The organism is Streptomyces sp. NPDC087300 (genome assembly GCF_044744425.1).
Classification (GTDB): domain Bacteria; phylum Actinomycetota; class Actinomycetes; order Streptomycetales; family Streptomycetaceae; genus Streptomyces.
On the sequence record NZ_JBIUYI010000008.1, the window covers coordinates 277,138 to 302,602 of the forward strand.

General features: G+C 72.7%; 25 protein-coding genes and 7 tRNA genes. 20 read left to right on the forward strand and 12 right to left on the reverse strand.

Annotation, left to right across the window (positions count from 1 at the left end; translation table 11 throughout):
• Positions 1–127: 127 nt before the first annotated feature.
• Entirely contained in the window at positions 128–1,366 is a 1,239-nt protein-coding gene (gene cobA / locus ACIO9J_RS32090; RefSeq protein WP_402007340.1) for a uroporphyrinogen-III C-methyltransferase, read from the forward strand.
• A gap of 89 nt (positions 1,367–1,455) precedes the next feature.
• On the forward strand, positions 1,456–2,274 hold the full coding sequence (locus ACIO9J_RS32095) for a TrmH family RNA methyltransferase (RefSeq protein WP_402007342.1): 819 nt from the start codon (positions 1,456–1,458) through the stop codon (positions 2,272–2,274).
• A gap of 9 nt (positions 2,275–2,283) precedes the next feature.
• On the opposite strand, the gene ACIO9J_RS32100 is transcribed toward ACIO9J_RS32095, so the two are convergent.
• Positions 2,284–3,585: a serine/threonine-protein kinase gene (locus tag ACIO9J_RS32100; protein WP_402007696.1), complete on the reverse strand. Its 1,302-nt coding sequence runs from the start codon at positions 3,583–3,585 to the stop codon at positions 2,284–2,286.
• Positions 3,586–3,781: 196 nt separating this feature from the next.
• Between ACIO9J_RS32100 and ACIO9J_RS32105 the strand changes: the two genes are divergently transcribed.
• The 4 genes from ACIO9J_RS32105 (at position 3,782) to ACIO9J_RS32120 (ending at position 6,388) form a co-directional block, all read left to right on the forward strand.
• Positions 3,782–4,048 (forward strand): hypothetical protein, encoded by a 267-nt coding sequence (locus ACIO9J_RS32105; RefSeq protein WP_402007344.1) that lies wholly within the window; start codon positions 3,782–3,784, stop codon positions 4,046–4,048.
• A gap of 200 nt (positions 4,049–4,248) precedes the next feature.
• Positions 4,249–4,452: a hypothetical protein gene (locus ACIO9J_RS32110; protein WP_384545047.1), complete on the forward strand. Its 204-nt coding sequence runs from the start codon at positions 4,249–4,251 to the stop codon at positions 4,450–4,452.
• Positions 4,453–5,023: 571 nt separating this feature from the next.
• A complete protein-coding gene (locus ACIO9J_RS32115) occupies positions 5,024–6,016 on the forward strand; it encodes an aminoglycoside phosphotransferase family protein (RefSeq protein WP_402007347.1) in 993 nt (330 codons plus the stop codon).
• Between the two features lie 69 nt (positions 6,017–6,085).
• Entirely contained in the window at positions 6,086–6,388 is a 303-nt protein-coding gene (locus ACIO9J_RS32120) for a zf-TFIIB domain-containing protein (RefSeq protein ID WP_402007349.1), read from the forward strand.
• A gap of 51 nt (positions 6,389–6,439) precedes the next feature.
• On the opposite strand, the gene ACIO9J_RS32125 is transcribed toward ACIO9J_RS32120, so the two are convergent.
• From ACIO9J_RS32125 to ACIO9J_RS32145, 5 genes are all read right to left on the reverse strand, one after another.
• A tRNA-Val gene (locus tag ACIO9J_RS32125) sits at positions 6,440–6,514 on the reverse strand.
• Positions 6,515–6,543: 29 nt separating this feature from the next.
• A tRNA-Val gene (locus tag ACIO9J_RS32130) sits at positions 6,544–6,615 on the reverse strand.
• 39 nt (positions 6,616–6,654) lie between these two features.
• Positions 6,655–6,726: transfer RNA gene (locus ACIO9J_RS32135), tRNA-Val, on the reverse strand.
• 1 nt (position 6,727) lies between these two features.
• Positions 6,728–6,801, reverse strand: a tRNA-Cys gene (locus ACIO9J_RS32140).
• A gap of 40 nt (positions 6,802–6,841) precedes the next feature.
• Positions 6,842–6,914: transfer RNA gene (locus ACIO9J_RS32145), tRNA-Gly, on the reverse strand.
• A 187-nt stretch (positions 6,915–7,101) separates the two neighbouring features.
• On the opposite strand from ACIO9J_RS32145, the gene ACIO9J_RS32150 reads away from it, so the two are divergent.
• The 3 genes from ACIO9J_RS32150 to ACIO9J_RS32160 are packed head-to-tail and all read left to right on the forward strand — an operon-like array spanning position 7,102 to position 9,823.
• The gene (locus ACIO9J_RS32150) at positions 7,102–8,127 is read left to right on the forward strand and encodes a chorismate-binding protein (RefSeq protein ID WP_402007351.1); all 1,026 of its coding nucleotides are present in this window, start codon (positions 7,102–7,104) and stop codon (positions 8,125–8,127) included.
• The gene (locus ACIO9J_RS32155) at positions 8,124–8,945 is read left to right on the forward strand and encodes an aminotransferase class IV (protein ID WP_402007353.1); all 822 of its coding nucleotides are present in this window, start codon (positions 8,124–8,126) and stop codon (positions 8,943–8,945) included. The genes ACIO9J_RS32150 and ACIO9J_RS32155 overlap by 4 nt, the downstream gene beginning before the upstream one ends.
• A 53-nt stretch (positions 8,946–8,998) precedes the next feature.
• Positions 8,999–9,823, forward strand: coding sequence for a GNAT family N-acetyltransferase (locus tag ACIO9J_RS32160; protein WP_402007355.1), 825 nt, complete (start codon positions 8,999–9,001; stop codon positions 9,821–9,823).
• A gap of 20 nt (positions 9,824–9,843) precedes the next feature.
• On the opposite strand, the gene ACIO9J_RS32165 is transcribed toward ACIO9J_RS32160, so the two are convergent.
• Positions 9,844–10,356 (reverse strand): DsbA family protein, encoded by a 513-nt coding sequence (locus ACIO9J_RS32165; protein WP_402007357.1) that lies wholly within the window; start codon positions 10,354–10,356, stop codon positions 9,844–9,846.
• 186 nt (positions 10,357–10,542) lie between these two features.
• Here ACIO9J_RS32165 and ACIO9J_RS32170 point away from each other — a divergent pair, with 186 nt between their 5' ends.
• On the forward strand, positions 10,543–10,986 hold the full coding sequence (locus ACIO9J_RS32170; RefSeq protein WP_402007359.1) for a hypothetical protein: 444 nt from the start codon (positions 10,543–10,545) through the stop codon (positions 10,984–10,986).
• 70 nt (positions 10,987–11,056) lie between these two features.
• On the opposite strand, the gene ACIO9J_RS32175 is transcribed toward ACIO9J_RS32170, so the two are convergent.
• A complete protein-coding gene (locus ACIO9J_RS32175) occupies positions 11,057–12,625 on the reverse strand; it encodes a DUF4874 domain-containing protein (protein ID WP_402007361.1) in 1,569 nt (522 codons plus the stop codon).
• Positions 12,626–12,809: 184 nt separating this feature from the next.
• Between ACIO9J_RS32175 and ACIO9J_RS32180 the strand changes: the two genes are divergently transcribed.
• Positions 12,810–13,028, forward strand: a complete 219-nt coding sequence (locus ACIO9J_RS32180) for a hypothetical protein (RefSeq protein WP_402007363.1) — start codon at positions 12,810–12,812, stop codon at positions 13,026–13,028.
• Between the two features lie 25 nt (positions 13,029–13,053).
• Here the strand turns inward: ACIO9J_RS32180 and ACIO9J_RS32185 are convergent, their stop codons facing one another.
• Together ACIO9J_RS32185 and ACIO9J_RS32190 are read right to left on the reverse strand one after the other, a co-directional pair.
• Positions 13,054–13,611 carry a CGNR zinc finger domain-containing protein gene (locus ACIO9J_RS32185; protein ID WP_402007365.1) on the reverse strand — a complete coding sequence of 186 codons (558 nt, stop codon included), beginning with the start codon at positions 13,609–13,611 and terminating at the stop codon, positions 13,054–13,056.
• 278 nt (positions 13,612–13,889) lie between these two features.
• The gene (locus ACIO9J_RS32190; protein ID WP_003959770.1) at positions 13,890–14,303 is read right to left on the reverse strand and encodes an SsgA family sporulation/cell division regulator; all 414 of its coding nucleotides are present in this window, start codon (positions 14,301–14,303) and stop codon (positions 13,890–13,892) included.
• 191 nt (positions 14,304–14,494) lie between these two features.
• Between ACIO9J_RS32190 and ACIO9J_RS32195 the strand changes: the two genes are divergently transcribed.
• Both ACIO9J_RS32195 and ACIO9J_RS32200 read left to right on the forward strand, forming a co-directional pair.
• Entirely contained in the window at positions 14,495–14,950 is a 456-nt protein-coding gene (locus ACIO9J_RS32195) for a TIGR02611 family protein (protein WP_402007367.1), read from the forward strand.
• A 65-nt stretch (positions 14,951–15,015) separates the two neighbouring features.
• A tRNA-Val gene (locus ACIO9J_RS32200) sits at positions 15,016–15,087 on the forward strand.
• A gap of 126 nt (positions 15,088–15,213) precedes the next feature.
• On the opposite strand, the gene ACIO9J_RS32205 is transcribed toward ACIO9J_RS32200, so the two are convergent.
• On the reverse strand, positions 15,214–17,604 hold the full coding sequence (locus ACIO9J_RS32205) for an SCO7613 C-terminal domain-containing membrane protein (RefSeq protein WP_402007369.1): 2,391 nt from the start codon (positions 17,602–17,604) through the stop codon (positions 15,214–15,216).
• A gap of 126 nt (positions 17,605–17,730) precedes the next feature.
• Here ACIO9J_RS32205 and ACIO9J_RS32210 point away from each other — a divergent pair, with 126 nt between their 5' ends.
• Both ACIO9J_RS32210 and ACIO9J_RS32215 read left to right on the forward strand, forming a co-directional pair.
• Entirely contained in the window at positions 17,731–18,177 is a 447-nt protein-coding gene (locus ACIO9J_RS32210; RefSeq protein ID WP_402007698.1) for an SRPBCC family protein, read from the forward strand.
• 39 nt (positions 18,178–18,216) lie between these two features.
• A tRNA-Val gene (locus tag ACIO9J_RS32215) sits at positions 18,217–18,288 on the forward strand.
• Positions 18,289–18,360: 72 nt separating this feature from the next.
• On the opposite strand, the gene ACIO9J_RS32220 is transcribed toward ACIO9J_RS32215, so the two are convergent.
• Complete coding sequence (locus tag ACIO9J_RS32220; RefSeq protein WP_402007371.1) at positions 18,361–19,086, reverse strand: 3'-5' exonuclease; 726 nt, start codon at positions 19,084–19,086, stop codon at positions 18,361–18,363.
• Positions 19,087–19,252: 166 nt separating this feature from the next.
• On the opposite strand from ACIO9J_RS32220, the gene ACIO9J_RS32225 reads away from it, so the two are divergent.
• The 5 genes from ACIO9J_RS32225 (at position 19,253) to ACIO9J_RS32245 (ending at position 25,419) form a co-directional block, all read left to right on the forward strand.
• Positions 19,253–19,819 (forward strand): DUF4365 domain-containing protein, encoded by a 567-nt coding sequence (locus ACIO9J_RS32225; RefSeq protein WP_402007373.1) that lies wholly within the window; start codon positions 19,253–19,255, stop codon positions 19,817–19,819.
• The gene (locus ACIO9J_RS32230; RefSeq protein WP_402007375.1) at positions 19,816–21,045 is read left to right on the forward strand and encodes a hypothetical protein; all 1,230 of its coding nucleotides are present in this window, start codon (positions 19,816–19,818) and stop codon (positions 21,043–21,045) included. The genes ACIO9J_RS32225 and ACIO9J_RS32230 overlap by 4 nt, the downstream gene beginning before the upstream one ends.
• Before the next feature lie 144 nt (positions 21,046–21,189).
• Positions 21,190–23,172, forward strand: a complete 1,983-nt coding sequence (thrS, locus tag ACIO9J_RS32235) for a threonine--tRNA ligase (protein ID WP_402007377.1) — start codon at positions 21,190–21,192, stop codon at positions 23,170–23,172.
• 136 nt (positions 23,173–23,308) lie between these two features.
• Complete coding sequence (locus tag ACIO9J_RS32240) at positions 23,309–23,875, forward strand: HIT family protein (protein ID WP_402007379.1); 567 nt, start codon at positions 23,309–23,311, stop codon at positions 23,873–23,875.
• A gap of 131 nt (positions 23,876–24,006) precedes the next feature.
• Positions 24,007–25,419, forward strand: a complete 1,413-nt coding sequence (locus ACIO9J_RS32245) for a helix-turn-helix domain-containing protein (protein WP_402007381.1) — start codon at positions 24,007–24,009, stop codon at positions 25,417–25,419.
• The last annotated feature ends 46 nt before the right edge of the window (positions 25,420–25,465 follow it).

The following is a 25,465-nucleotide window of genomic DNA, read 5'->3' on the forward strand; positions in this document are numbered from 1 at the left end:
GCGTTGCCCCTTCGCCCTCCGCCGATACCGCGACGCGCGACGCCCAGCCATACTGAAACCGCACGTCAAAGAGCCGCCCCACCGTCGCAGCGGCAGCCGCAACGCCCCGCACGAGGAGCCCCCAGACATGGCCAAGGCCGAAAACCCCGCCTACCCCGTAGGTCTCCGCCTCGCCGGCCGCCGCGTCGTCGTCCTCGGCGGCGGCCAGGTGGCCCAGCGCCGCCTCCCGGCCCTGATCAACGCGGGCGCCGACGTCCTCCTCGTGTCCCCTTCGGCGACGCCCTCCGTGGAGGCGATGGCGGATGCGGGCGAGCTCACCTGGGAGCGGCGCCGCTACGAGAGCGGTGACCTGCACCACGCCTGGTACGCCTTGATCGCCACCAGCGACGCGGAGGCGAACACCCAGGCGTCCGCGGAAGCGGAGGCCCACCGCGTCTGGTGCGTGCGCTCCGACGACGCGGAGGCCGCCACCGCCTGGACCCCGGCCACCGGCCGCTCCGAGGGCGTCACCGTCGCCGTACTCAGCAGCGACCTGCACGACCGCGACCCCCGCCGCACCGCCGCGATCCGCGACGCGGTCGTCGAGGGCCTGCGCGACGGCAGCCTCGTCGCCCCGCACCTGCGCGTGCGCACCCCGGGCGTCGCGCTCGTCGGCGGCGGCCCCGGCGACCCCGACCTGATCACGGTCCGCGGCCGTCGCCTGCTCGCCGCCGCGGACGTCGTCATCGCCGACCGCCTCGGCCCCCGCGACCTGCTCGACGAACTCCCGCCGCACGTCGAGGTGATCGACGCCGCGAAGATCCCGTACGGCCGCTTCATGGCCCAGGAGGCCATCAACAACGCCCTGATCGAGCACGCCAAGCAGGGCAAGGCCGTCGTCCGCCTCAAGGGCGGCGACCCCTACGTCTACGGCCGTGGCATGGAGGAGCTCCAGGCGCTCGCCGACGCGGGCATCACCTGCACCGTCGTACCCGGCATCTCCAGCTCGATCTCGGTGCCCTCGGCCGCCGGCATCCCCGTCACCCACCGAGGCGTCGCCCATGAGTTCACGGTGGTCAGCGGCCACGTGGCCCCGGACGACGAGCGTTCCCTGGTCGACTGGGAGTCGCTGGCCAAGCTGCGCGGCACCCTGGTGATCCTCATGGGCGTCGACAAGATCGGCAGGATCGCGGCGACCCTGATCGCCCACGGCAAGGCGGCCGACACCCCGCTCGCCCTCATCCAGGAGGGCACGACGGCCGCCCAGCGCCGGGTCGACGCGACGCTCGGCACGGTCGCGGAGGCGGTCCGCACCCACGAGGTGAAGCCGCCCGCGGTCATCGTCATCGGCGAGGTCGTGAAGGTCGGCCCCGCGGCCTCCGCCTGACCGGCCCCCGAACCCCCGTACGTAACCAGCGGTAACGGAACCCGCCCCCAGCCGTTGGCACCACACCCAGGACAAGGCAGTATCACCCTGTGGCTGATCTCATCACCGTCGACGACCCCGACGACCCCCGCCTGCGCGACTACACCGGCCTGACCGACGTCGAACTGCGCCGCAAGCGCGAACCGGCCGAGGGGCTTTTCATCGCGGAGGGCGAGAAGGTCATCAGACGGGCCAAGGACGCCGGCTACGAGATGCGCTCGATGCTGCTCTCGGCCAAGTGGGTCGACGTCATGCGCGACGTCATCGACGAACTCCCGGCCCCCGTGTACGCGGTGAGCCCGGAGCTCGCCGAGCGCGTCACCGGCTACCACGTGCACCGCGGCGCCCTCGCCTCGATGCAGCGCAAGCCGCTGCCCACCGCCGACGAACTCCTCGCCACCACCCGCCGCGTGGTCGTCATGGAGGCGGTGAACGACCACACCAACATCGGCGCGATCTTCCGCTCCGCCGCCGCCCTCGGCATGGACGCGGTCCTGCTCTCGCCGGACTGCGCCGACCCGCTCTACCGCCGCTCGGTGAAGGTCTCCATGGGCGCGGTCTTCTCGGTCCCGTACGCCCGCCTGGAGTCCTGGCCCAAGGGCCTCGAAGGCGTACGCGAGGCGGGCTTCAACCTGCTCGCCCTCACCCCGGACGAGAAGGCCAAGTCCCTGGACGAGGCGGCGCCGCACCGGATGGACCGCGTGGCACTGATGCTCGGCGCCGAGGGCGACGGACTCTCCACCCAGGCGCTGGTCGCGGCCGACGAATGGGTCCGCATCCCGATGGCCCACGGCGTGGACTCGCTGAACGTGGGTGCGGCGGCCGCGGTCGCCTTCTACGCGGTGGCGACGGGCCGCCCGCAGCTCTAGGGGCTGCGCTCAGCTCCGCGCGGCCGGGCCGGAATCGACCCGCTCACCGTGCGACTGCCCCGGGCGTACGTCCGTGTCCCCGAGGCCGCGCGCGGGCCCCTGGCACCCCTGGGCCGCGGCGATGCCGAGAGCCACCAGCAGCGTCACGACCACGAAGACGAACAGCCGCTGGCGCAGCAGCCGCGGATTGGCGGGCCCGCGCCGTCCCGTACCCGTGGTGCGCGGCCCCTGCCGCCCGGTGCCGCTGCGCGGTGCTGGCCTGCTGCCGGAGCGCGTGGTGTTCCTGGGCGCGCCGGGGCGGGAGCCGGACCGCGAGGAGCTGGGCCGCGACGCGTTGGGCCGTGACGGACTGCTCCGCGGCGGGGGAGTGGCACCGGGCGCGGCGCGCCGCTGCGTGCGCTGCTCCGCGTACCCCTCGGCGAGGCGCCCCGTGGGCCGGTCGTGGTCCTGGCGCGGCGCGGGCGGCCGCACGTCCCCGATCCCCTGGGCCTCGCGGGCGGCGATCTCCTTGAGCCTGAGCGACAGTTGGAGCGTGCTGGGCCGCTCCTCGGGGTCCTTGGCGAGGCAGGCCCTGATCAGCGGCGCGAGCGCGTCGGGCACGCCGTGCAGCTGCGCCTCCTCGTGTACGACGCGGTAGAGCATGACCTCGGAACTGCCGTGCCCGAAGGGCGAGTCCGCCATGCCCGCGTACGCGAGGGTGGCCCCGAGCGCGAAGACGTCGGTGGCGGGCGTGACGGCGGCGCCGCGCACCTGTTCGGGCGCGAGGAATCCGGGCGAACCGACGGCCGTACCCACATGGGTCAGCGTCGAGGCCCCGGTGGCCCAGGCGATGCCGAAGTCGATGATCCGCGGCCCCTTCGGGGACAGCAGGATGTTCGACGGCTTGAGATCCCGGTGGACGACACCGGCCTCGTGCACGGCCACGAGCCCCTCGGCGAGCGCGGAACCCACCACGGCCACCTCGGCGGCCGAGAGCGGGCCCTCGGCGGCGACCTTGTCGTGCAGCGAGGGCCCGGGAACGTACTGGGTGGCGAACCACGGCCGGTCGGCGTCGAGATCGGCGGCGACGAGCCGCGCCGTGCAGCCGCCCCTGATCCGGCGGGCGGCCGAGACCTCCCGCGCGAACCGCGACCGGAACTCCTGATCCTCCGCCAGGTCCGGCCTGATCACCTTCAGTGCGACGCGCTGGCCCCTTCGGTCGGAGCCCAGATAGACGACGCCCATGCCGCCGGCGCCCAGGCGCCTGTGCAACCTGAACGAGCCGACGACACGCGGGTCCTCGCGCCGGAGCCGCATCATCGCCATGTCCATCCCCGCTGCCCGGTCCGTCTGACGAGCCACAGCTTACGTTTCCACGGCCGGGCACGTGCAGAGGCCGCGCCCTCGCGGGCCGATCGATTGTCAGTGCCGGGTGGGAAACTTGAAGAGTGGTCAGGGCACGGGGGACGAGGGGCCGTCAACACCACCCCCATCCTCAACCATCCATCGCTGAAGGGGGATTGATCCCGTGAAGGGTGATCGCGTGGAGATAGTCGTGGACGCCGGGGACACCACACGTACGTACGAAGTGGTGGCGAGCCGGGCGGGCCGCCGGGTGGAGACGGCGGTGCGCAGGGGAGTGGTGGAAGTGAGCGAAGTCACCCGGAGCGGCTCCGTGGTGCGTACGGCGCGGTTCATGGCGACCCGTGTCCTCGCTCTGGTCGAACAGCCGGTTCCGAGGGAGGACACCTCGGAAGTCATGGCCCGACCCCTGCGGGAAGACCCTGAGACCTAGGACCCCATCTCCACCCACGGGAGTACGCGGGCACCGGTCGGTCATCCTCCGGGAGGCCCGGCAATCGGTACGAGGGCATGACGTCCGGGACGCCGCGCGCACCTAGATTTGAGGTCAAGCGGCGGGTGGCAGCACTCGTCCCCCGAGGTCAGTTACTCGCCGCTGCCAAATCCACATCGAGATCGGTCAGGAGAGGAACCATGGCGGACACGGCACCGCGGACCATGCTCCGCACGCAAGGACGCAGGTTCTCCGCGTTCGGCGTCCGCCCGTCCGGCACGCGCCACCCCTTGGTGGCGACGGCCATGGTCCTCCCCCTGGCAGCCCTGCTCGTAGTCGTCTTCGGCGGCTGGGACGCAGTGGTCACACAAGCGTCGTCCGTGGGCGTGATGCTGGGGCGCTGAGCGGCGCCCCAGGCCCGGAAGAGCGGTCCGGGCGGGGACATCCGGCCATGAAACCCCGTGGGGACGGGGGTGCGGCGGACGGCACGACAACCCGCGCAGCTGGGGAGCTGCGCGGGTTGTTTCTTTCCCCCGCCGCCTCCAACCCACCGCCACCCTCCAGCCCTCCGTGCCCGATGCCTCCCGGCACCGAGGCCTGTGCCCTCGTCCTCGCCCCTCGGCACCGGGGTGCCGTGCCCACCCGTGCCGCCCCAGCGGCACGATTGCCCACGACGGGAACTCCCCGCCTGGCGCGGCGACGCCGTGCCAGGCGAACCGTGCGTGGCGCCGGAACCCCCACCGGGCCGCGGTCGCGCAACCGGCCTGAGGGGACGTGGGGGTATGTGCGCACGGAGCACAAGTGGCCACCGTGGCAAGGAAGCAAGTCCGATTAACTCTCGCCCCGGGATAGCGAGTACGTACATACCCCCGCGGCCCCGCCCCACGGACGAACAGAGCGACCCCGCCCCAGCCCCACGCAGCGCCTGCGTACGCTCACCCCAGACCAGACCCATCGCCCCACCCCGAGGGACCCATGACCGCACCCCTCATCCCCGCCCTGGCCACCACGGCCAAAGACGCAGCGCACCCCCACACCCGCACCGGCATCCGCACCTGCACCTGCACAACCCCCGTCCTGGCCGACCGCGACGACGCCACCGTCCTCCGCCACGGCGCCACCGTCGCCAAGGCCCACGCCCCCGACACCCACCCCCCGGACCTGGCCGCGCGCCTGAGCGTCGCGGCCCACCCCAGCCTCGCCACCACCCTCCTCGCCCCCCTGCACCCGACCCCCACACCCCTGCACGGCCGCCTCGTCACGCTCTGGCCCTACGGCACCCCCGTGGACCGCGACGCCCCCGACGCCGCACCCTGGGAGGCCGCGGCCACCCTCCTCGCCCGCCTGCACGCCGTGCCTCCGGCCACGCTGCCCCACCCGCCACCCCCCATGCGCGGCCCCGCGAAGGCCGCCCGCGCCATCGCCAGGCTGCACGCCGCGGGCCCGCACCCCGCCGCGGCCCCGGTCCTGCGCGCCTGGGCGGACCTGCCGCCCTGGGCCCGCGCCGAGGCCCCGCCCCCGGGCCCCCACCTGCTCTGCCACGGCGACTTCCACCTGGGCCAACTGGTCCGCGCCCCCGAGGGCAACTGGCTCCTGATCGACGTGGACGACCTCGGCACCGGCGCCCCCGCATGGGACCTCGCGCGCCCCGCGGCCTGGTACGCCTGTGGCCTGCTCGCCCCCGAGGAGTGGACCCGCTTCCTGGACGCCTACCGACGCTCAGGCGGCCCCGCGCTTCCCGCGGACACCGCCGACCCCTGGCCCGTGCTCGACGTCCCGGCCCGCGCCCTGACCGTGCAGACCGCGGCCCTGGCGATCACCAAGTCCCTCGCGGCCGCCCGTCCCCTGGACGAGATCGAGCAGTCCGTGGTCGACGCCTGCGACCGGATGAGCCGGTTGAGCCGGGCGGGCCGGACGAGTGGAATGACCTCCCGCCCGGCGGAGTTGGCGCCCGAGACCACGAAGTAGGGTGCATCGCACCGAAGCCGGGCAGTAATCCGGCGAAACAGTTACCACCGGCGAGGAGTTGAGCCGTCCATGCAGTGCCCCAAGTGTCACGCACCGATGCAGACCTACAACCGCAACGGCGTCCAGATCGAGCAGTGCAGCGGCTGCCGCGGGATATTCCTCGACTACGGCGAGCTGGAGTCCCTGACCCGCCTGGAGGCCCAGTGGGGCGGCCAGCAGGTCCCGCCGCCCGTGCCCCCGGCCCCGCAGGCGTACCCCGCCGCCCCGGCTCCCGCGTGGGGCGCCCCGCACGGCGGCCACGGCGGTCACTACGGGGGCCACGGCCACCACCAGCGTCACAAGAGCTTCGGGCACATGCTCTTCTCGTCCTGACGGCGGAACGACGAAGCCCCGGCCGTGGGAACGGCCGGGGCTTCGTGGGGATGGTGCGCGATACTGGGATTGAACCAGTGACCTCTTCCGTGTCAGGGAAGCGCTCTCCCGCTGAGCTAATCGCGCGGGTGGACCTGCGTGTGCTGCGTACTGCGTGCGCGATACTGGGATTGAACCAGTGACCTCTTCCGTGTCAGGGAAGCGCTCTCCCGCTGAGCTAATCGCGCGGGAACGGATCATCGAAGGAAGCCTTCGGGAAGATCCAGTGGACGATACTGGGATTGAACCAGTGACCTCTTCCGTGTCAGGGAAGCGCTCTCCCGCTGAGCTAATCGTCCTTGGAGGTGGAGACGGGATTTGAACCCGTGTAGACGGCTTTGCAGGCCGTTGCCTCGCCTCTCGGCCACTCCACCAGGAGCGTAGGGGTTCGGGAAGATCCCCCACTTTCCTGCGAGCGGACGACCAGGTTCGAACTGGCGACCTCAACCTTGGCAAGGTTGCGCTCTACCAACTGAGCTACGTCCGCTTGTCTTTCCCGGTCCGCTTGCGCGTCCCGGCGACGTGTTGAACTCTAGCGGATTCCTGGGCCAGTACAAAAACGCGTTTGCGCAGCGTGCTGCGTTGTCGCCGGTCCGAGGCGCCGCCGGGAGGCCGGTCATAGACTCACAGACGTGCACAGCCCCCCTCTGACGTCGTCTTCGACGCTTCCTCCCATGGCGCGCTTCGGCGGTCTCGTGGCCACCGGTCTACGCGATGTGACCAGCGACCCCGCGGCCCTGGACAGCACCGGCTTCTGGGCGGTGTCCGCGGATTTCGAGGGGGGTCTGGTCTGCGCCCGCTTCGCCGACGTACGCAGGGAGCCCGTGCCCGCGCCGGTCCCCGGGGCCTGGCGCGGCCCGGCGGCCGGTGACTGGACGTCGTCCCTGGACCGCGCCGCGTACATGGACGGCGTGCGGCGGGTGCGGGCGTACATCGCGGCCGGGGAGGTCTACCAGGCGAACCTCTGCCGGGTCCTCTCCGCGCCGGTGGCGCCCGACGCCGACGTGGACGCCCTGACCGCGCTCCTCGCGCGCGGGAACCCCGCACCGTACGCCGGGACCATCCGGCTGCCCGGACACGGCGTGGAGATAGCCACCGCGTCCCCCGAGCTCTATCTGCGCCGCGCGGGACGCACCGTGGAGTCCGGCCCGATCAAGGGCACCGGCCGGACCGAGGCGGACCTCCTGGAGAAGGACTACGCGGAGAACGTGATGATCGTGGACCTCGTCCGCAATGATCTGGGGCGGGTCTGCGCGACGGGGTCGGTGACCGTCCCCGACCTCTGTGTGGTCGAGAAGCACCCGGGGCTCGTCCACCTCGTCTCCACCGTCCAGGGCGAGCTGCGGACCGGTGCGGGCTGGTCCGAGCTGTTCGGGGCGACGTTCCCGCCCGGCTCCGTGACCGGCGCCCCGAAGTCCAGCGCCCTGCGGATCATCGACGAGCTGGAGACGGCGCCGCGCGGCCCCTACTGCGGCGGCATCGGCTGGGTCGACGCCGACCGGGGCACGGGAGAGCTCGCGGTCGGCATCCGCACCTTCTGGATCGACCGGGCCGATGGCGTCCTGCGCTTCGGCACCGGGGCCGGCATCACCTGGGGCTCGGACCCCGAGGGGGAGTGGCGGGAGACCGAGCTGAAGGCCGAGCGGCTGCTGAAGGTAGCGTCGGGCGCGTACGAAGCGAGTGGAGGAACCCCGACGTGAAGATCTGGCTCAATGACGGGCTGCAGGACCTCGACGACGCCTGCGTCTCCGTGCTCGACCACGGGCTCACGGTGGGCGACGGCATCTTCGAGACGGTGAAGTCCGTGGCGGGGCGGCCCTTCGCCCTGACCCGGCACCTGGCCAGGCTCGCCAGGTCGGCGCGCGGCCTCGGGCTGCCCGAGCCGGACCTCGACGAGGTGCGCCGCGCCTGCGCCGCCGTCCTCGCGGCCAACCCGCTGGACCGCGGCCGGCTGCGCATCACCTATACCGGCGGCATCTCGCCGCTCGGCTCGGACCGCGGCGACCAGGGCACCACGCTCGTCGTGGCCCTCGCCGAGGCCGGCGAGCAGACCGCGTCCACCGCGGTGATCACCGTGCCGTGGACCCGCAACGAACGCGGCGCGCTGACCGGCCTGAAGACCACGTCGTACGCGGAGAACGTCGTCGCGCTCGCCCGCGCCCGCGAACAGGGCGCGTCCGAGGCGTTGTTCGGGAACACCGTCGGGCAGCTGTGCGAGGGCACGGGCACCAACGTCTTCGTCGTCGTCGACGGCGAGATCCACACGCCGCCGCTCGCCTCCGGATGCCTGGCGGGCATCACGCGCGAGCTGGCCGTCGAGTGGACGGGCGCGCGCGAGACGGAGCTGCCGCTGGACGTCCTGGAGCGCGCCGACGAGGTCTTCCTGACCTCGACGCTGCGCGACGTGCAGGGCGTGCACCGCGTCGACGGCCGCCAACTCCCCGGCGCTCCCGGCCCGGTGACCGCCAAGGCGATGCGCGTCTTCGCCGAGCGGGCCGCGGACGACCTGGATCCGTGAGCCGCGCCGAATCCCGGTGACGACCGGGCCGCGGGGCGGGTAGAACCTCTGTGATGACCACGACCCTGCGGCCCTCAGCGCCGCTCCAGAGGGGCGCCGACGGCGCGCGCTCGCGCACGTACGACGTCTGTGTGAACAGCCGCCCGGTGGGCTCGATAGCCCTGGCCACCCACCCGGTCTTCGGACCCGAGGTCTGCCAGGTCAAGGACCTGCGGATCGACGAAGCCGACCGGGGGCGCGGGCGCGCCACCGTGGCCGCGCTCGCCGCCGAGGAGGTCGCGCGCGGCTGGGGCTGCGGACGCGTCGAGGCGACCGTTCCCGCCGCGGCCGAGGGGGTGCTGCGCCTGGCCACGGCGCTCGGCTACGTCGAGCGCAGCCGCCAGATGACCAAGCCGCTGACAGGGGGCGCGGCCGCGCTGCCCGAAGGGGTGGAGTGGCGGCCGATGACCGAGGACGAGTACGGGCCGTGGCTCGCGCACAAGACGGCGGGCTACACGCGCAGCTGGACGGAGCGGGGTGTCAGCGAGGCGGCGGCCCGCGCCAAGGCCGCGGCGGACCACGCGCGCGATCTTCCCGACGGTCTGGCGACACCGGGCGCCCTGCTGAGCGTCCTGACCCACCGGGGCGCCCGGGTGGGCGCGCTCTGGCTCGGCATCATGCAGGGGGAGGCGTTCGTCTTCAACGTCGAGGTCGACGAGGAGCACAGGGGCCAGGGCCACGGGCGCTCCCTGATGCTGTGCGCCGAGGCCCAGACCCGTGCGCGGGGCCGGAGCCGCATCGACCTCAACGTCTTCGCGGGCAACACCCCGGCCCTGCGCCTGTACGAGTCGCTCGGCTACACGCCGACCTCGTACTACCTCTACAAGCACCTGCTCTAGGGACCCGGGAGTCCAGGAACCTAGGAGTCGCCGAGCAGCCGGTCGGTGATCTCCTCGACGCGCTCGCGCAGCCCCTCCTGGCTCTTGCCGCCGTCCAGGCGCTCGCCGTCGACGACGTACGTCGGGGTGCCGGTGACGCCGATCGCCTTGCCCTCTGCCTGGTCGGCGTCGACGATCAGGATGTGCCTGCCGTCGACCAGCGCGGTGTCGAACTCCTCGGCGTCCAGGCCCAGTTCGCGGGCCACCTCCACCAGGTACGGCTCGCCCGCGCGGTCCAGCTCCTCGACCTTGCCGAGCACCGCCTCGACGTACGGCCAGCCCTCGCCCTGCTCCATGGCCTCCTCTGCGGCCTGCGCGGCGGCGAAGGAATGCTTGTGCTTTTCGAGGGGGAAGTGCCGAAGGCGCAGCTCGACGCGGTCGCCGTAGCGGGCGCGCAGGGCGCGTACGTCGTCGAGGGCGGTACGGCAGTCGGGGCACTGCAGCTCGCACCAGACGTCGATGACGACGGGGCGGGCGGGGGAGGAGTCGCTCATGGGCCCAGTCTTCCAGCCCGCGCGGGGGCCGCCCAACCGGGACCTGCGGAGGAGGCCGACCCCGAGATGACCCGGAGATGTCCCCGAGGTCCGCCCCGGACGTGGCTCCCCGGTGGGCATACGGTGCAGGATGGAAGGGACGACAGCGTCATTTCCCTACGTACGCCTGTATGCCTGGAGGACCGGATGATTGCCGAGACCGTCTGTTCCGCCGTATCCGCGGCCGGGCTGGGCATCGCCGCGGTCACGGCCTACCGCAAGCGCTTCCTGTCCGCTGCGCGGCTCGCCGCGTACTCCCTGGTCCCGGTGGGTCTGGTGCTCACGGGCGTCGTGGGGTGGGCGGCCGACACCGCGTTCAGCCTGAAGGCGTGGGTGGGCTTCGGCGTGCTCGGCGTGGCCTGGCTCGGCTTCCTGACGACCCGCGCGATCGAGCGGCGCACGGGCGGCACCCGCAAGGAGCGCAAGGCCGCGAAGGCCGCCCAGCGCGAAGCGGTGGCCCCCGCGGCGTCCGCGCCCTCGCTCGGCGGCGCCGCCCGCCCGGCCGCGAAGCCCGCCGCCAAGCCGAAGGCCGCCGCGCCCGCGGAGGACTTCAGCGACATCGAGGCGATCCTGAAGAAGCACGGCATCTGACCAAGGGCTCCGCGGCCCGGCGGCCATGCGCTCACCGGGCCGTACGCGTCCGGGCGGGCGCGCCCCGGCCTCAGCGTGCGCCCAGCCGCACCTGAGCCAGCACGTTCACCCCGTCGACCCAGGTCACCGAGGCGTTCGCGCACCGCACGGCGAGCCCGCGGCCGGGGAACGCCGGATCGGGCAGCGCGAGCCCGATGCGGTGCGGGCCCCGCGCCCCCTTCGGCACGTCGAGTTCCGCCCGCAGGGTCGTGACGGCGGGCGCCGTGTGATCGTCTCCGGTCTCGGCGCGCCCCATCGGCCGCCACTGACGCCAGTCGGCCCCCGTGTCGGCCGACGCCACCGTCCGACCCGCCGCGTCGAGCAGCACCAGGCGTACGGGACGCGGGTGCTTCGGCGCGGCGAATCCGCGGTTGACGACGTCCACCTCCACCGGCAGCCGCCCGCTGCGCCGCACGCCGGACACGTCGTGCCGCGCCTCCCGCACCTCCACCCGGTAGCCGAGGTGATCGCGCAGGTACTCGAACTGGGTACGGGCCACGGGCCGTCCCGCGCGGTCCCTGAAGTAGCCGTCCGACACCGGCAGTTGAGCCTCCGTCACCTGCCGCTCGGTCAGCTCGGCCGCCTTCCAGCCGGGGATGGTCACCGTGGCGTTGTGCACCAGGGAGAGGCTGTCGAAGCGGAGCGTCTGGAGCCGGCGCGCGGCGGCGATCCCCGGGATCACGGTGCTCCACGCGTACGGATCGGAGCTCTGGCCCTTGTCCCAGGGCATCTCGCCGTCCATCGTGCCCGTCTGCGAGACCTGGAGGTAGCACGGCCAGCCGGGGTTGTCGGGGACGTAGTAGTCCCACCGGCCCTCGCCCAGGGTCACGTAGTCGTTGTGGAAGCCGACCCGGTCCAGGATCGCCCTGTTGGTGATCATGTCGCGCTTCTCGGCGTATCTGACCTGGGTGTGCAGGCCCGGCGGCAGCGCGTCGACGAGGGCCGTCATGACGGCGGTGACGGCGTCGGGGTAGGTCTCGTGCCGGTAGTAACTCCCGTGCCACTCGCCCCAGGTGCCGAGGAAGCCGGCCTGCCAGACCGCGACGACGTCACTGTTGCGCGCCACCAGAGGCGCCAACTGCCCTATGTGGCGCTGGATGTCCTGGACGGTGTAGCGCCGGTTCTCGCGCACCCCGTCGTCGTACACGAAGCGCAGGACCGCCGCGTACCCCTTGCTCCGCAGCCCACGGAAGACACGCTCGATGTTGTCGAGCGCGCCCTGCGGGATCGTGGAGGTCGCGAAGTCCCAGAGGTAGAAGTACAGCTGGGTCAGGTTCGCGCCGGGGCCGTACTCGCGCTCCAGGAGGCCGAGCGTCTCGGTGACGTCGGGGGAGTGGTCCTGCTCGTTGGGCCAAGGGCTGGTCAGATCAAGGGCGTTGTACGACATCTCGTAGCGGAAGCCGCGCCGGGGATTGGCCAGCGGGTCGCGTCCTCGCGGGTCGTCCGGGCGGATGCCGCGGTGCCGGACGGTCTCCCAGGAGCCCGCGCGGCTCGGGGGTCGTGCGGCCGCCGAGGCGGCGGTGGCGCCGGTGAGCGGTACGGCCGCCACGGCGGCGGTGCCGAGCGCGGTCGTCAACAGCCGTCTGCGTTCCATGGTCATGGGCGGCTCCCTCGTTCGAGTGCGGGCGATGCCGCCGAGTCTCGCGAGGCGCGGGGGCCCTCAGCCATGGACGGAACGCACCGGACGCTGGACTTTCTCCCGTTCACGGATTGGGGCGAACTCCTGTTTCGTCCTGGCGTGTTGGTCGGCGGGGGAGCCGCACCTGCGTCATCATCACCGCGAGATGCTGGACACCACACAGGGCGATGCCGCCCCGCCGGACGACGGACGGCGATCGGCACCGGCCCATGAGCGACGAGTCACCGACGAAGAGTGGCGAGCCACCGACGAAGAGCGGCAGGGCTGTCTCTTCGCCCTCTCCCAACCACCTTTGATGATCTTTCTGGCGGTGATCGGCACGCTGATCCTGATGGCCTCGCTGCACGACCTGCTGTTGCTCTGAGGCTCCGGGAACCCCGGTGCGGGTCTCAGCCCGCGGCTTCCTTGCGGCGGGCCCGGTAGGCGGCGACGTGCAGCCGGTTCCCGCAGGTGCGGCTGTCGCAGTAGCGCCGGGACCGGTTGCGCGAGAGGTCGACGAACGCGCGCCGGCAGTCGGGCGCCTCGCAGCGCCGCAGCCGGTCCTGCTCACCGGCGACCACGAAGAAGGCGAGCGCCATCCCGCAGTCGGCCGCCAGGTGATCGGCGACGGAGGCGCCGGGCGCGAAGTAGTGGACGTGCCAGTCGTAGCCGTCGTGGTCGGTGAGCCGGGGCGTGGTGCCCGCCGCCGCGATCAGCTCGTTGATGATCGCGGCCGCGGACCGCGGCTCGGGGTCCGCGAAGACCTCGGCGAACCGAGCCCGCACCTGCCGCACGTCGTCGAGGTCACGCTCCGAGAGCGCCCCGACGTCGCTCACGTTGTGGGTTCGTACGAAGTCACCCAGCGCTGCCACGTGAGCGAGTCCGTCGGCGCCGTCCTCCTCCGGTGCGGTGTTCACCAGATCGACCACGGCGTCCAGCGAACACCGGGTGTCATGGGTGATCAGCACGATGCGCTCCCTGGCCTGGGGGTCGGGCCGGTGCCCGCCGATGCTGGCCGATGCTAGCGGCTTCCTCCCTGGACGGACCGGGTCAGGACGTACGGGCTCGGGACGGGTGGGCTCGGGGCCCGAGGTTCCGGACGCGTCGGCGCCGCCGCCGCGGAGAGATCCGCGGCGACGGCGCCGACGCCTGCTCTGTTCGCCTTGTGTCGTTGTGTCGCGTCGCACGCCCGTGCGCCGTCGCCCCGAGTCGGACGGCGTCGAGCGGCTCCCGACAGCGCCTGGCGCTAGCTTTCGGCCAGGATGTGCGAGAGCTCCGTGTCGAGGTCGAAGTGACGATGTTCGGTACCGGGCGGCACGGCCGCGTCGGTTCGCTTCAGGAAGGACTCCAGAGCCCGCGCCGGGGCTTCGAGCAGGGCCTCGCCCTCCGGGGAACTCAGGGCGATGCAGACGACGCCCTGACCGTGGCTCCGGGACGGCCAGACTCGGACGTCGCCGGTACCGGTGGGCCGGTGCAGGCCCTCGGCGAGGAGGTCGCGGGCGAACACCCACTCGACGGTTTCCTCGGCTCCGGTGTGGAAGGTGGCGTGCACGGCATAGGGATCGGCCGTGTCATACCGCAGTCCTGCGGGTACAGGCAGTGAGGACTCGCTCGACACAACGAGGCGCAGGTGCAGCTCGCAGCTGACCGTGGTGTTCATAAGCGCCAGGGCCTTTCGCTCAGTGTGCGCTCGGGGATTCGCACGTCGGCGAAATCGACATGCCACCTACGGTGCCGTTGTAAACCCCTCTGAGGGTTTTGCGTGTCTTTAGGTAGCTCGTACGGCGGGTTGTCCCCTCCGGGTGTGCACCCATTCCGGTGACGGGTTTCCGTCCGGTAAGGTTTGGCTGCATGAATACGGGGAGTAACGAGCCTGCCAAGGTCGCGGAACCGACCGTCGGGCCGCAGGCCGAGAAGCCGGGAGCAGGGACCGAGCCGCCGCTCGGATCGCGCGCCCCGCAGTACGTCCAGTCACGCAGGGTGCTGCACCTGAGCTGGCAGGTCGGCGTCTTCATCGTCGGCCTCGCGGTGGTCGTCGCGGGCATCATCATGCTGCCGCTGCCGGGTCCCGGCTGGCTGGTGATCTTCGGCGGCATGGCGATCTGGGCGACCGAGTTCGTCTGGGCCCAGCTGGTGCTGCGCTGGACCAAGCGCAAGGTCACCGAGGCCGCGCAGCGTGCGCTCGACCCCAAGGTGCGCCGCCGCAACATCATCCTGACGACGATCGGCCTCGTGATCGTCGCGGTGCTCGTCGGCATCTACGTCTGGAAGTTCGGCATCACGATGCCGTGGAAGATCAAGGAGTGACCCGAGGGTCACTCCGGGGCGGTCGGAGCACCCGCTGACATGCGGTAATGTTCTCCATGCGCCCGGGGCGATTAGCTCAGTGGGAGAGCGCTTCGTTCACACCGAAGAGGTCACTGGTTCGAACCCAGTATCGCCCACCCCGGATTACGGCCCGGAGGCTTTAGAGCCTCCGGGCCGTTCTCGTATTCCCTTGCCTTTCAGTGGAATTGACGGATCCGCATACGCCGGGCCCGCGTGCGATCGCCGGGGCCCATTCCATGCGTTCAGTGCATTCGGTTCAGCACATTCCGGAACCGCCGTGCGTCGCGAAGGCGTTGCTCGTACGTCGCGCCCAGGGCGAGCAGCAGCAGACCCGCGAGGGCGGGCGGCAGCCAGCGGGGCAGGACGCCCACGGCCTGCACGAGATACGGCGCCAGTTCGTGCAGCGCGTCCAGGGCGAGGACCGCGCCGCCGATGACGAGCGGCGCCCGCAGCCGGTGCCGGGCGCCTACGAGCGTGACCGTCAGGGCCCCGACGCCGAGCAACAGCGGGCGCTGCCAGTGCGGATCGCCCCAGGCCGCCGCGAGGCTCGGCAGCAGGGTCGCGGCGAGACCCGGACCGTACGCCGCCCAGGAGGAGAGCTCCGGGTCGCGGCGCCGACGCAGGACGCCGATGAGCAGCGCGGGGACGGTCACGGGCAGGGCGTACGCCTCCGGTGTCGACACGTCCCAGGCGGCGAGGCGGACCCAGCTCGCCAGGACCAGCAGGGCCGCGGCCGCATACCCGACGGGGTGGCGGTCGGCGCGCAGCGCGGTGCCCGACGCGATCAGGCCGCCGAGCCCGAGGGCCAGCGCGAGCGTCGGGGCGTCCGGTGCGGTGAGCGTGACGGCGAGCGCGCCCGACGCGGCGCCCATGATCTCGACCGGCAGGGCGAGGGGATGGCGGCCCATGCGGGCCGCGACCAGCGCCGCCAGGGCGGGCACGGCGAGGGCGAGCAGACCGGTGTGCTCCGGGCGCAGCGCCAAGGCGGCGCCCACGGCGCAGACGAGCGCCGTGGTGTGGGTGAGGGTCGCGCAGACGGAGAGGGCCGCGGCGCCGGGCGCGGGCTCCGCGCGCCGGGCCAGGCCCACGCACGCGATCAGGAAAGCCGCCGTCAGGAAGGCGAGCGTGCCGAGGGTCGCGGACGTGGTGGCGAGCGCGAGGAACGCGACGCTCGCCGACGACGCGAGCGCCAGGACCGAGGCGGCCAGCGCCGTGACGGCCGACTTGGACCGCACCGCGAGAGCGAGCGCGGCGGCCGTCACCAGGAGGTGGACCGACACTCCCGCCGCGTACGGAAGGGCGAGCGCGGGCGGCACCGCGAGCGCGGCCGACCAGGTGAGGGCCAGTGCGCCGTAGCGGGCCGTGCGCTGCCCCGTACCGCCGATCCGGCCCGCCGCGAGCGCGCACACCGCGGCCACGGAGCCGAGCACCAGGGGTGCCAGGAGCGGGTGGGCGGTGGGGAGTTCGACGAGCAGGGCGTCCCTGGCGTCCGCGGGCGCGCCCGACCAGGCCCGGGTGGCCCAGCCGACGGGACCGAGCAGCGCGAGGGCGGCCACGGGCAGCGCCCACAGCACCGCGATCCCCTGCACCACGGCCGACGCCCCGGCGATCCCGCGCCGCAGCGGATCAGGCAGCGTGCCGCGCAGGACCGCCAACAGCGCGATGCCGCACGCCAGATGGACCGGCACCGTCCACACGGCGGGCAGCGCGGTCCGCGGCACCCCGCCGGTCGCGGCCACCACGAGCAGACCGGCCGCGCACGCGGCTCCGGTCGCCGCCTCGGCGAGCGTCGACCGCCACGCCGCCACCAGCGCGATCGCCGCGGCGAACAGCAGCAGCGCGCCCGCGCGCGCCGCCCCGGCCGGGTCCGTGGCCTGCGCGGACAGCCAGCCCGCGCTCGCCGCACCCCACAGACCCAGCACGCAGGCACCGGCCGTGGCGGTGAGGCGGACGGACCTGGCGGCCGCCCACAGCGCGAGCGCGGTGTCGAAGGCGGCCGTCACCAGGAGCGCCGCCGTCATCGTGTGCTCGCCCGCGCCCGCGGCCCCCGCCCAGAGGACCAGCGGGAGTTGGGCCGTGGCCACCGCTGTGGGCAGCGGCAGACGCAGCCCGCCGAGGAGCAGTCCGTACCCGGCCCACACGGAGGCGAGCAGCGCGGACGTCACCGCCGCGAAACCGAGGGCATCCACGTCGGGCAGCGCCAGATGGCGCAGCGCGTACGCGTCGAGGACGGTCAGGGCCATGGCGAGGGCCGCCACCGTCTCCGCGGTCGAGCGAAGCTTCCTGCGCAGCAGCACCGCGGGCACGCCGAGCGCGGTGAGGGTCACCGCGCCGAGCACCGCGCTGCGTCCGCCGATGCCCAAGTGGCCCCAGCTGACCACCGTGAAGGCGATCGCCGCGATGGTCAGGAGCACGCCGCCGAGGGCGAGCAGCACGTTCTGCACGCTCGGCGGGGCGGCCTCGGGTGCGGGCGGGCCGGCCGGGTGAGGGGGCTGCCCGGCCGGGCCCGCCGCGCGCAGGGCGCCGAGCAGCCAGGCCCGGCGTCGCAGCAACTGCGTCCTGCGCGCCTCCAGTTGGCGCAACTCCCAGTCGAGGATGCGGAGCTCCTCGGCGGGTGGCGGAAGGTTCGTCATGTCAGGTGAGTGTGGTCCGCGCCACGCCGCGCGGCATCGGCGCGGATACTCAGGACGTACTCAGTTCCCGTGCGCACCCGGCACCTCCTGCGCGTGGATCCCGCGCCGACCCGGCAGACTGCCGCCATGGACTGGTGCCACTACCGCTTCCGCAGCGTCTGGGATCTGCCCGGCGCGCCCGCCGACGTCTACGCCGTCCTGGAGCGGGTCGAGGACTATCCGCTGTGGTGGCGGCAGGTGCGCGAGGTGACGCCCGTCGACGAGCACAGCGGCGTCGCGCGCTTCCGCTCCCTCCTGCCGTACGACCTGGTCGTCACCGCCCAGGAGCGGCGCCGCGACCCGGCGGCCGGCGTCCTGGAGATCGTCATGAGCGGCCACCTGGACGGCTGGGCACGGTGGTCGATCGCGGCAGGACCCACCGGGACGCGGGCCGTCTACGAGCAGGAGGTCGACGTGCGCAGGCCGCTGATGCGGCGGCTCGCCGTGCCGGGGCGGCCCGTCTTCCTGCTGAACCACGCCCTGATGATGAGGGCGGGGGAGAAGGGGCTGCGGGCCTACCTGGAAGCGGTTTGAAGGAAAGGCGCTCGGACCTGTATTGTTCAGTGCGTTCCCGGGCGATTAGCTCAGTGGGAGAGCGCTTCGTTCACACCGAAGAGGTCACTGGTTCGAACCCAGTATCGCCCACCCGGAGAATGCCGGTCCGTCAGCAGACGGACCGGTTTTTTCTTGCCCCGATCAGTGCGCGCGTCCCCGCGCTCACGCCGCCGCGGGGAGTTCGGGACGCAGCGGCCAGGCCGGATCCACCGCTTCGGGCGTGCCGCTCTTGGCGAACCACGCCTGGAGCCCACGGGCCTGCGCGGCGTGCCAGACGGCTTGCAGCGTGTGCAGTTCGGCCGGTGAGAGCCGCTCCAGGCGGGACGCGAAGCGCCGCCCCACCGCGCGTACGACGTCGAGGGCGGCCTGTGCGTCCGCCGCCGCGTCGTGCGCGTCCGACAGCTCCACCTCGTAGTGCGCGCACAGATCGGTGAGCGTGCGGCGGCCCTTGCGGTAGCGGTCCAGGTGTTTGTCGAGGACCCGGGGGTCGATCACGCAGAGGGACGAGCCCTCCATGTACCGGCCCAGGGACGAGGCGCGGTGCCTGCGCAACTCCCGGTCCAGGATGGTCAGGTCGAACGGCGCGTTCATCACCACGATCGGCCGGCCCGCCGCGCCCTGCTCGGCCAGATCGCGGGCTATCTCCTCCATCACCGGCGCGGGCCAGCGGCCGTTGCGCTGTAGGTGATCCTCCGTCAGTCCGTGTATGGCGGTGGCTCCTTCGGGCACCGGAACGCCCGGATTCACCAGCCAGCGGGTGATGCGCGGACGGGTCCCCGCGCCCTGCTGGACGACGACGGCGGCCGACACGATCCGGTCGGTCTCGACGTCGACGCCCGTGGTCTCCGTGTCGAATGCGGCCAAGGGCCCCTCGTACCAGCACGTCATGGTGACGCAACTCCTCGTTCAGCTCCGGCAGATGACGTCGGTCCCTGCCCACGCTGGTGATACCCGGGCCGTTTGCGCTGTACGCGGCCCGGAGACAACAGAGGTACCGGGCCTTGACATCGACGGCCCGAGCGGGGAACTACCGGGTTCGGAAGGCTTGTTGGACATGGCGCTCGCGCAGCCCGAACAGGGTGGGCTGCTGCCCGAGCGGATCGCACCGCCGCGCGGCACACTCGCCACCACCGCCTGTATGGAGACACTTCAGGTGGGCTATCTGCACGCCGTCGCCGCCGCGGCGGGGTGCTCCCTCTCGCAGCCCTTTCCGGACAACGGCATCGACTGGCACGTCAGCCACAGCGCCCCCGGGCACACGGTCGACGACGAGGTCACCATCAAGGTCCAGCTCAAGTGCACGTACCAGATACCGCCGAACCCGGCGGGGCCTGCCTTCTCCTTCACGCTCGACAACCCGCACCTGGAGAAGCTCGCCCGCACCCCGGTCTCGGTGCACAAGATCCTGGTCGTGATGCTCGTGCCCCGGTCGCAGGACGACTGGCTGCGCGCCGGGCACGACCGGCTCGACCTGCGGCACTGCTGCTACTGGACCAATCTCGCCGGGCACCCCGTGACCGGCAGGCGCAGGACCACCGTGCGCGTACCGACCTCGCGGATCTTCGACGACCGCGCCCTCTGCGAGATCATGACGCGGGTCGGTACGGGAGGGAGACCGTGATGCACCGCCCCTTCGGCTCCGACGAGCCGGTACCTCCCGTCCGTCCGCACCCCGCGCCCGTCGCGGGCCGCTGGACGGACCCGCCCGAGCCCGCCCACGTCGACCCCGCCGTGCTCGGCGCGCTGCTGCTGCGGCACGGCTGGCAGCGGCGCGGGGGAGCCGCGGGACGCTACGCGCGGTGGACGCCGCCCGGCCCCGGAGGCGGCGGCACCAGCCTGCTCGTCCCGGAGAGCCGGGCCTTCCCCGACTGCGAGGACCTGATCGGCGAGGCCCTCGTGGCGCTGACGCGCAGCGCCTCGCCCGCCGCGCGCGACGTGCTCGTCGGGCTCGCCGTGCCCAGCGACGAGATCCGCTGGTGGCGCGACGTACCTGCCGGGCCCGCGGGCGCCGCGACCTGGCCGGTCGAGGAACAACTGCGCGCCGCGGCACGGCAGATGCTGCTCGCCGGGGCGCTCGCCGCGCGCGGCCGCGCCGGGTACTACGGGGCGCGGCACCGGGGCCCCGCCACCGCCTCCCTGGACACCGTCCTGGTGGGGCCCGCGGCGGGCGGACGGCAGCTCACCGCCTTCGTACCCGTGCTGACCGGGCGGCCGCTCGCGGTCCGGCTGCACCAGGCGCTGTACGCCGCCAGGGAGGCCGTCGACTACCAGCGCGCGACCGGCGGCATGGACGCCTTCGACGGCGCGGTCGAGGCGGGCGTCAGCCAGGAGCTGACCGAGGCGATCGTGGCGCTGGTGCGGGGCACCGAAGGAGCGCGGATCGCGGTCGAGTGGGCGCCGGGCGCCGGGGTGCCCGAGGGGTGCGCGGCCCACGCCGAGCCCGTGGAGTTCTCGCCGGGTGACCTCTCCGTGCTGCGGGAGGCGGGCGCCCGGTACCTGCGCGACGAGCCTTCGGTGCCGGTGCGGATCACCGGGGCCGTGGTGCGGATGCGGCGCGCCTCGCCGCGCGGGGACGGCACGGTGCGGATCCGGGTGCTCGCGGGCGCGGAGGTGCCGCACGTGCGGATGACGCTGGACGAGGAGTCGTACCGCATCGCGGGCCACGCGCATCTGGTCGGGCTGCCGATCCGGGTGCACGGCCGCCTGGAGAGCCGGGGCGGCTTCCGCAGGCTGTCGGGGGCGACCGGGGTGGTGCCCGTACAGGTGGACGAGGCGGAGCGGGACCGGTTGATGAAGTCGCTCCAGGAGAACCTCGACTTCTTCGAGGAGGCGTGCAGCGGGGACTGAGCGCGGACCGGTGGGGAGCGGGATCGGAGGGCGTGCCTCCGGGGGCGCGGGACAACCGTTTCGCGGCGGGCCCCCGCGGCTCGGTACGATCCCTAGTGCGCGCGCAACGGAATGCGCCGCACCCCCTTCAGCTAGGAGAGACCGGTGTCAGACGTCCGTGTGATCATCCAACGCGATTCCGAGCGGGAAGAGCGCGTGGTGACGACGGGCACTACGGCGGCCGAGCTCTTCGCCGGTGAGCGCACCGTCGTCGCCGTGCGGGTGGCCGGCGAGCTGAAGGACCTGGCGTACGCCGTGGCCGAGGGCGAGGAGGTCGAGCCCGTCGAGATCTCCTCCGAGGACGGCCTGAACATCCTGCGCCACTCCGCCGCGCACGTCATGGCGCAGGCCGTGCAGGAGCTCTTCCCCGAGGCCAAGCTGGGCATCGGCCCGCCCATCAGGGACGGCTTCTACTACGACTTCGACGTCGCGGAGCCGTTCACGCCCGAGGACCTCAAGCGCATCGAGAAGAAGATGCAGGAGATCCAGAAGCGCGGCCAGAGGTTCTCGCGCCGCGTCACCACCGACGAGGACGCCCGCGAGGAGCTCGCCGGCGAGCCGTACAAGCTGGAGCTCATCGGCCTCAAGGGCAACGCGGCGCAGGCCGCCGACGGCGCCGACGCCGAGGTCGGCTCCGGCGAGCTGACGATCTACGACAACCTCGACGCCAAGACCGGCGAGCTGTGCTGGAAGGACCTCTGCCGCGGTCCGCACCTGCCGACCACCCGGAACATCCCGGCGTTCAAGCTGATGCGCTCGGCCGCCGCGTACTGGCGGGGCAGCGAGAAGAACCCGCAGCTCCAGCGCATCTACGGCACCGCGTGGCCGTCGAAGGACGAGCTGAAGGCGTACCTGGAGTTCCTCGCCGAGGCCGAGAAGCGCGACCACCGCAAGCTCGGCGCCGAGCTCGACCTGTTCTCCTTCCCGGAGGAGCTGGGTCCGGGCCTCGCGGTCTTCCACCCCAAGGGCGGCGTGATCCGCAAGGAGATGGAGACCTACTCCCGCAAGCGGCACGAGGACACGGGCTACGAGTTCGTGAACACCCCGCACATCTCCAAGGAGCGCCTCTTCGAGATCTCGGGCCACCTGCCGAACTACGCGGACGGGATGTTCCCGGCCATCGAGTTCGACGAGCAGAACTACCGCCTCAAGGCGATGAACTGCCCGATGCACAACCTGATCTTCAAGGCGCGCGGCCGCTCCTACCGCGAACTGCCCCTGCGGCTCTTCGAGTTCGGCACGGTCTACCGCTACGAGAAGTCCGGCGTGGTGCACGGCCTGACCCGCTCGCGCGGCTTCACCCAGGACGACTCGCACATCTACTGCACCAAGGAGCAGATGGCCGGCGAGCTCGACTCGCTGCTCACCTTCGTCCTCGACCTGCTGCGCGACTACGGCCTGACCGAGTTCGAGCTGGAGCTCTCCACCCGCGACCCCGAGTCCGACAAGTTCATCGGCGAGGACGCGGAGTGGGAGGAGGCCACCGAGGCGCTGCGTCAGGCGGCCACCAAGCAGGACCTGCCGCTGGTGCCCGACCCGGGCGGCGCCGCGTACTACGGCCCGAAGATCTCCGTCCAGGTGAAGGACGCGATCGGCCGTTCCTGGCAGATGTCGACCATCCAGGTCGACTTCCAGCAGCCCAAGCGGTTCGGCCTGGAGTACACCGCGTCCGACGGCAGCAAGCAGCAGCCCGTCATGATCCACCGGGCGCTCTTCGGCTCCATCGAGCGGTTCTTCGCGGTGCTCCTGGAGCACTACGCGGGCGCCTTCCCGGTGTGGCTGGCCCCCGTGCAGGCGACCGGCATCCCGATCGGCGACGCGCACGTGCCCTACCTCCAGGAGTTCGCCGCCAAGGCGAAGGAGCAGGGGCTGCGGGTCGAGGTCGACGCGTCGTCGGACCGCATGCAGAAGAAGATCCGCAACGCCCAGAAGGCCAAGGTCCCGTTCATGATCATCGCGGGCGACGAGGACATGGCCAACGGCGCCGTCTCCTTCCGCTACCGCGACGGCTCGCAGGAGAACGGCATCCCGGTCGACGAGGCGATCGCCAAGATCACCAAGGCCGTCGAGGACCGCGCTCAGGTCTGACCGGAAGCCCGCTCGGCGGCCGGCCGCCGAGGGCGGAACGGCGCGAGGCCCCCGGGGGAACTCCCCCGGGGGCCTCGCGCCGTTCCGGAGCCGCGCACATCCGCCCCTGCGGCACGCCGCGAACGGATGAAGTCATATGCTGCATCTCATGACGAGTGAGCCGGAGCAGCAGATCGGAGTGGGTACGCAGGACGCGTTCCAGCGCCTGTGGACGCCCCACCGGATGGCGTACATCCAGGGCGAGAACAAGCCCACGGGACCGGGAGCCGACGACGGCTGTCCGTTCTGCTCCATCCCGGCCAAATCCGACGAGGACGGGCTCGTGATCGCGCGCGGCGAGCACGTGTACGCGGTGCTCAACCTGTACCCGTACAACGGCGGGCACCTGATGGTCGTGCCCTACCGGCACGTCGCCGACTACACCGACCTCACGGCCCCGGAGACGGCCGAACTCGCCGAGCTCACCAAGCAGGCGATGACGGCGCTGCGCACCGCGTCCGGCGCGCACGGCTTCAACATCGGCATGAACCAGGGGACCGTGGCGGGCGCGGGCATCGCCGCCCATCTCCACCAGCACGTCGTCCCGCGCTGGGGCGGCGACACCAACTTCATGCCGGTCGTGGGGCACACCAAGGTGCTTCCGCAGCTGCTCGCCGACACCCGCAAGATGCTCGCCGACGTCTGGCCGTCGCAGGCGGGCTAGCGGCGACGCCGTCGTACGGCTTGTTCGCGCGGCCTGTTGCATAGCGTCAACCCCCCTGTAGGGCAAGGGGGTTGGAGGCGGCAACCCCACCTGCCACCCTGCTCTCAGGGAGAGCGCGGTCAGGGAGGGCCATGTCCGTCGACATGTCACAGGCGGTTGACGCGGGGTGGGCGGAGTTCGGGCGGCAGCTGCGCTTCCACCGTCGGCGGGCCGGACTCACCCAGCTTCAGCTCGGCAGGCGGGTGGGCTACCACCACAGCTTCATCAGCAGGCTGGAGGGCGGGCTGCGGGAGCCGCCCTTCGACCTGGTGAACCGGCTCGACGCGGCCCTGGAGGCCGACGGGCGGCTCGCCGCCGTCATCGCCTCGCCGCCCCCTTCGCTCCGCACGCCCGGCCTCTTCCCCGCGGCGCCCACGCTGTTCTCGCCGATCCCCGGGGCGGACCTGGCGGGCGAGGACGCTCCGCTGACCGCGCAGCCCTGGCCCGAGCGGCTGCCCGCCGAGGGCCTGGCCTGCCCGCTGCACGGCAGGGTGGGCTGCGCGACGCCCGACCGGAGCTCGGTGACCGACCTGCTGACCGGGCTGACCAGGCCGTACGACGGCGTCGGCGAGACCGGCGGCGCGGAGGTGGAGCTGCTGCACGGCCTGACCGCCGTGCTCGCCTGTCTGATCAGGGAGGCGTTCGTCCGCGTCACCGACGCCTGTGTGAACACCGTGGAACGGCTGCTGCGCGGCGTGGCCCGCTGGGCCGAGGCGGTCAACTCCACGGGCCGTCTGCCGTACGGCCAGCTGCGGCTCGCCGCCCAGTACGCCCAGGTCGCCGGGCGGCTGCGGATGGAGCGCGGGCAGAGCGGCGTCGCCATGGCCTGGTTCGGGCACGGCCTGCGCTGGGCGGACGCCGCCCAGGACGCCGAGGCCACGGCGACCCTCCTCAGCGACATGGCCACCCTCGTCCGGCTCGACGGGGACGCCGCTTCGATGCTCGTGTACGCGGAGGCCATCGGCGCGGTGGACGCCAAGCGGCGCTGGATGACGACCCTGGCCGACCTGTACCAGGCGCGCGCGTACGCGCTGAACCACGACGCCGACGCGTGCCGACGGCACATCTCCATGGCGCGGCGCAGGTTCGCCAGGCTGGACGACAGGGACCGCCTCGAAGCGCCCTGGCTCTCCGGCGCGGAGGGGGTGCTGCGCCTCGAATCGGCGATCGGCGGGGCGCTGCGCGACCTCGCGGTGGTCACGGAGGACCGGACGGTGGCCCGGCGCGCGATCGAGGCCACCGCCCGCTCGCACGCGCTGCTGCCACCCGGGATGCACACGACCCGTCTGCTGCTCACGCTGCGCCTCGCGGACAGCTGGGCCTGCGCCGGTGATCCCGTCGCGGCGGTCGCCCTGGCGCAGCCCGTCCTTGAAGAGGCCGTGCGCGCACGGCAGCTGATGGTCACCGTCGAGTTGCGCGGACTGCACGGGCGCCTCGCGCGGAACTGGGGCGACCTGCCGGAGGTCAGGGAGTACCGGGAGCGGCTGCGGGGCGTGTCGGAGTGAGGCGGCGCGGCCGTGCCGCGCTTGCCAGTTCTTGCCAGGGCGTACC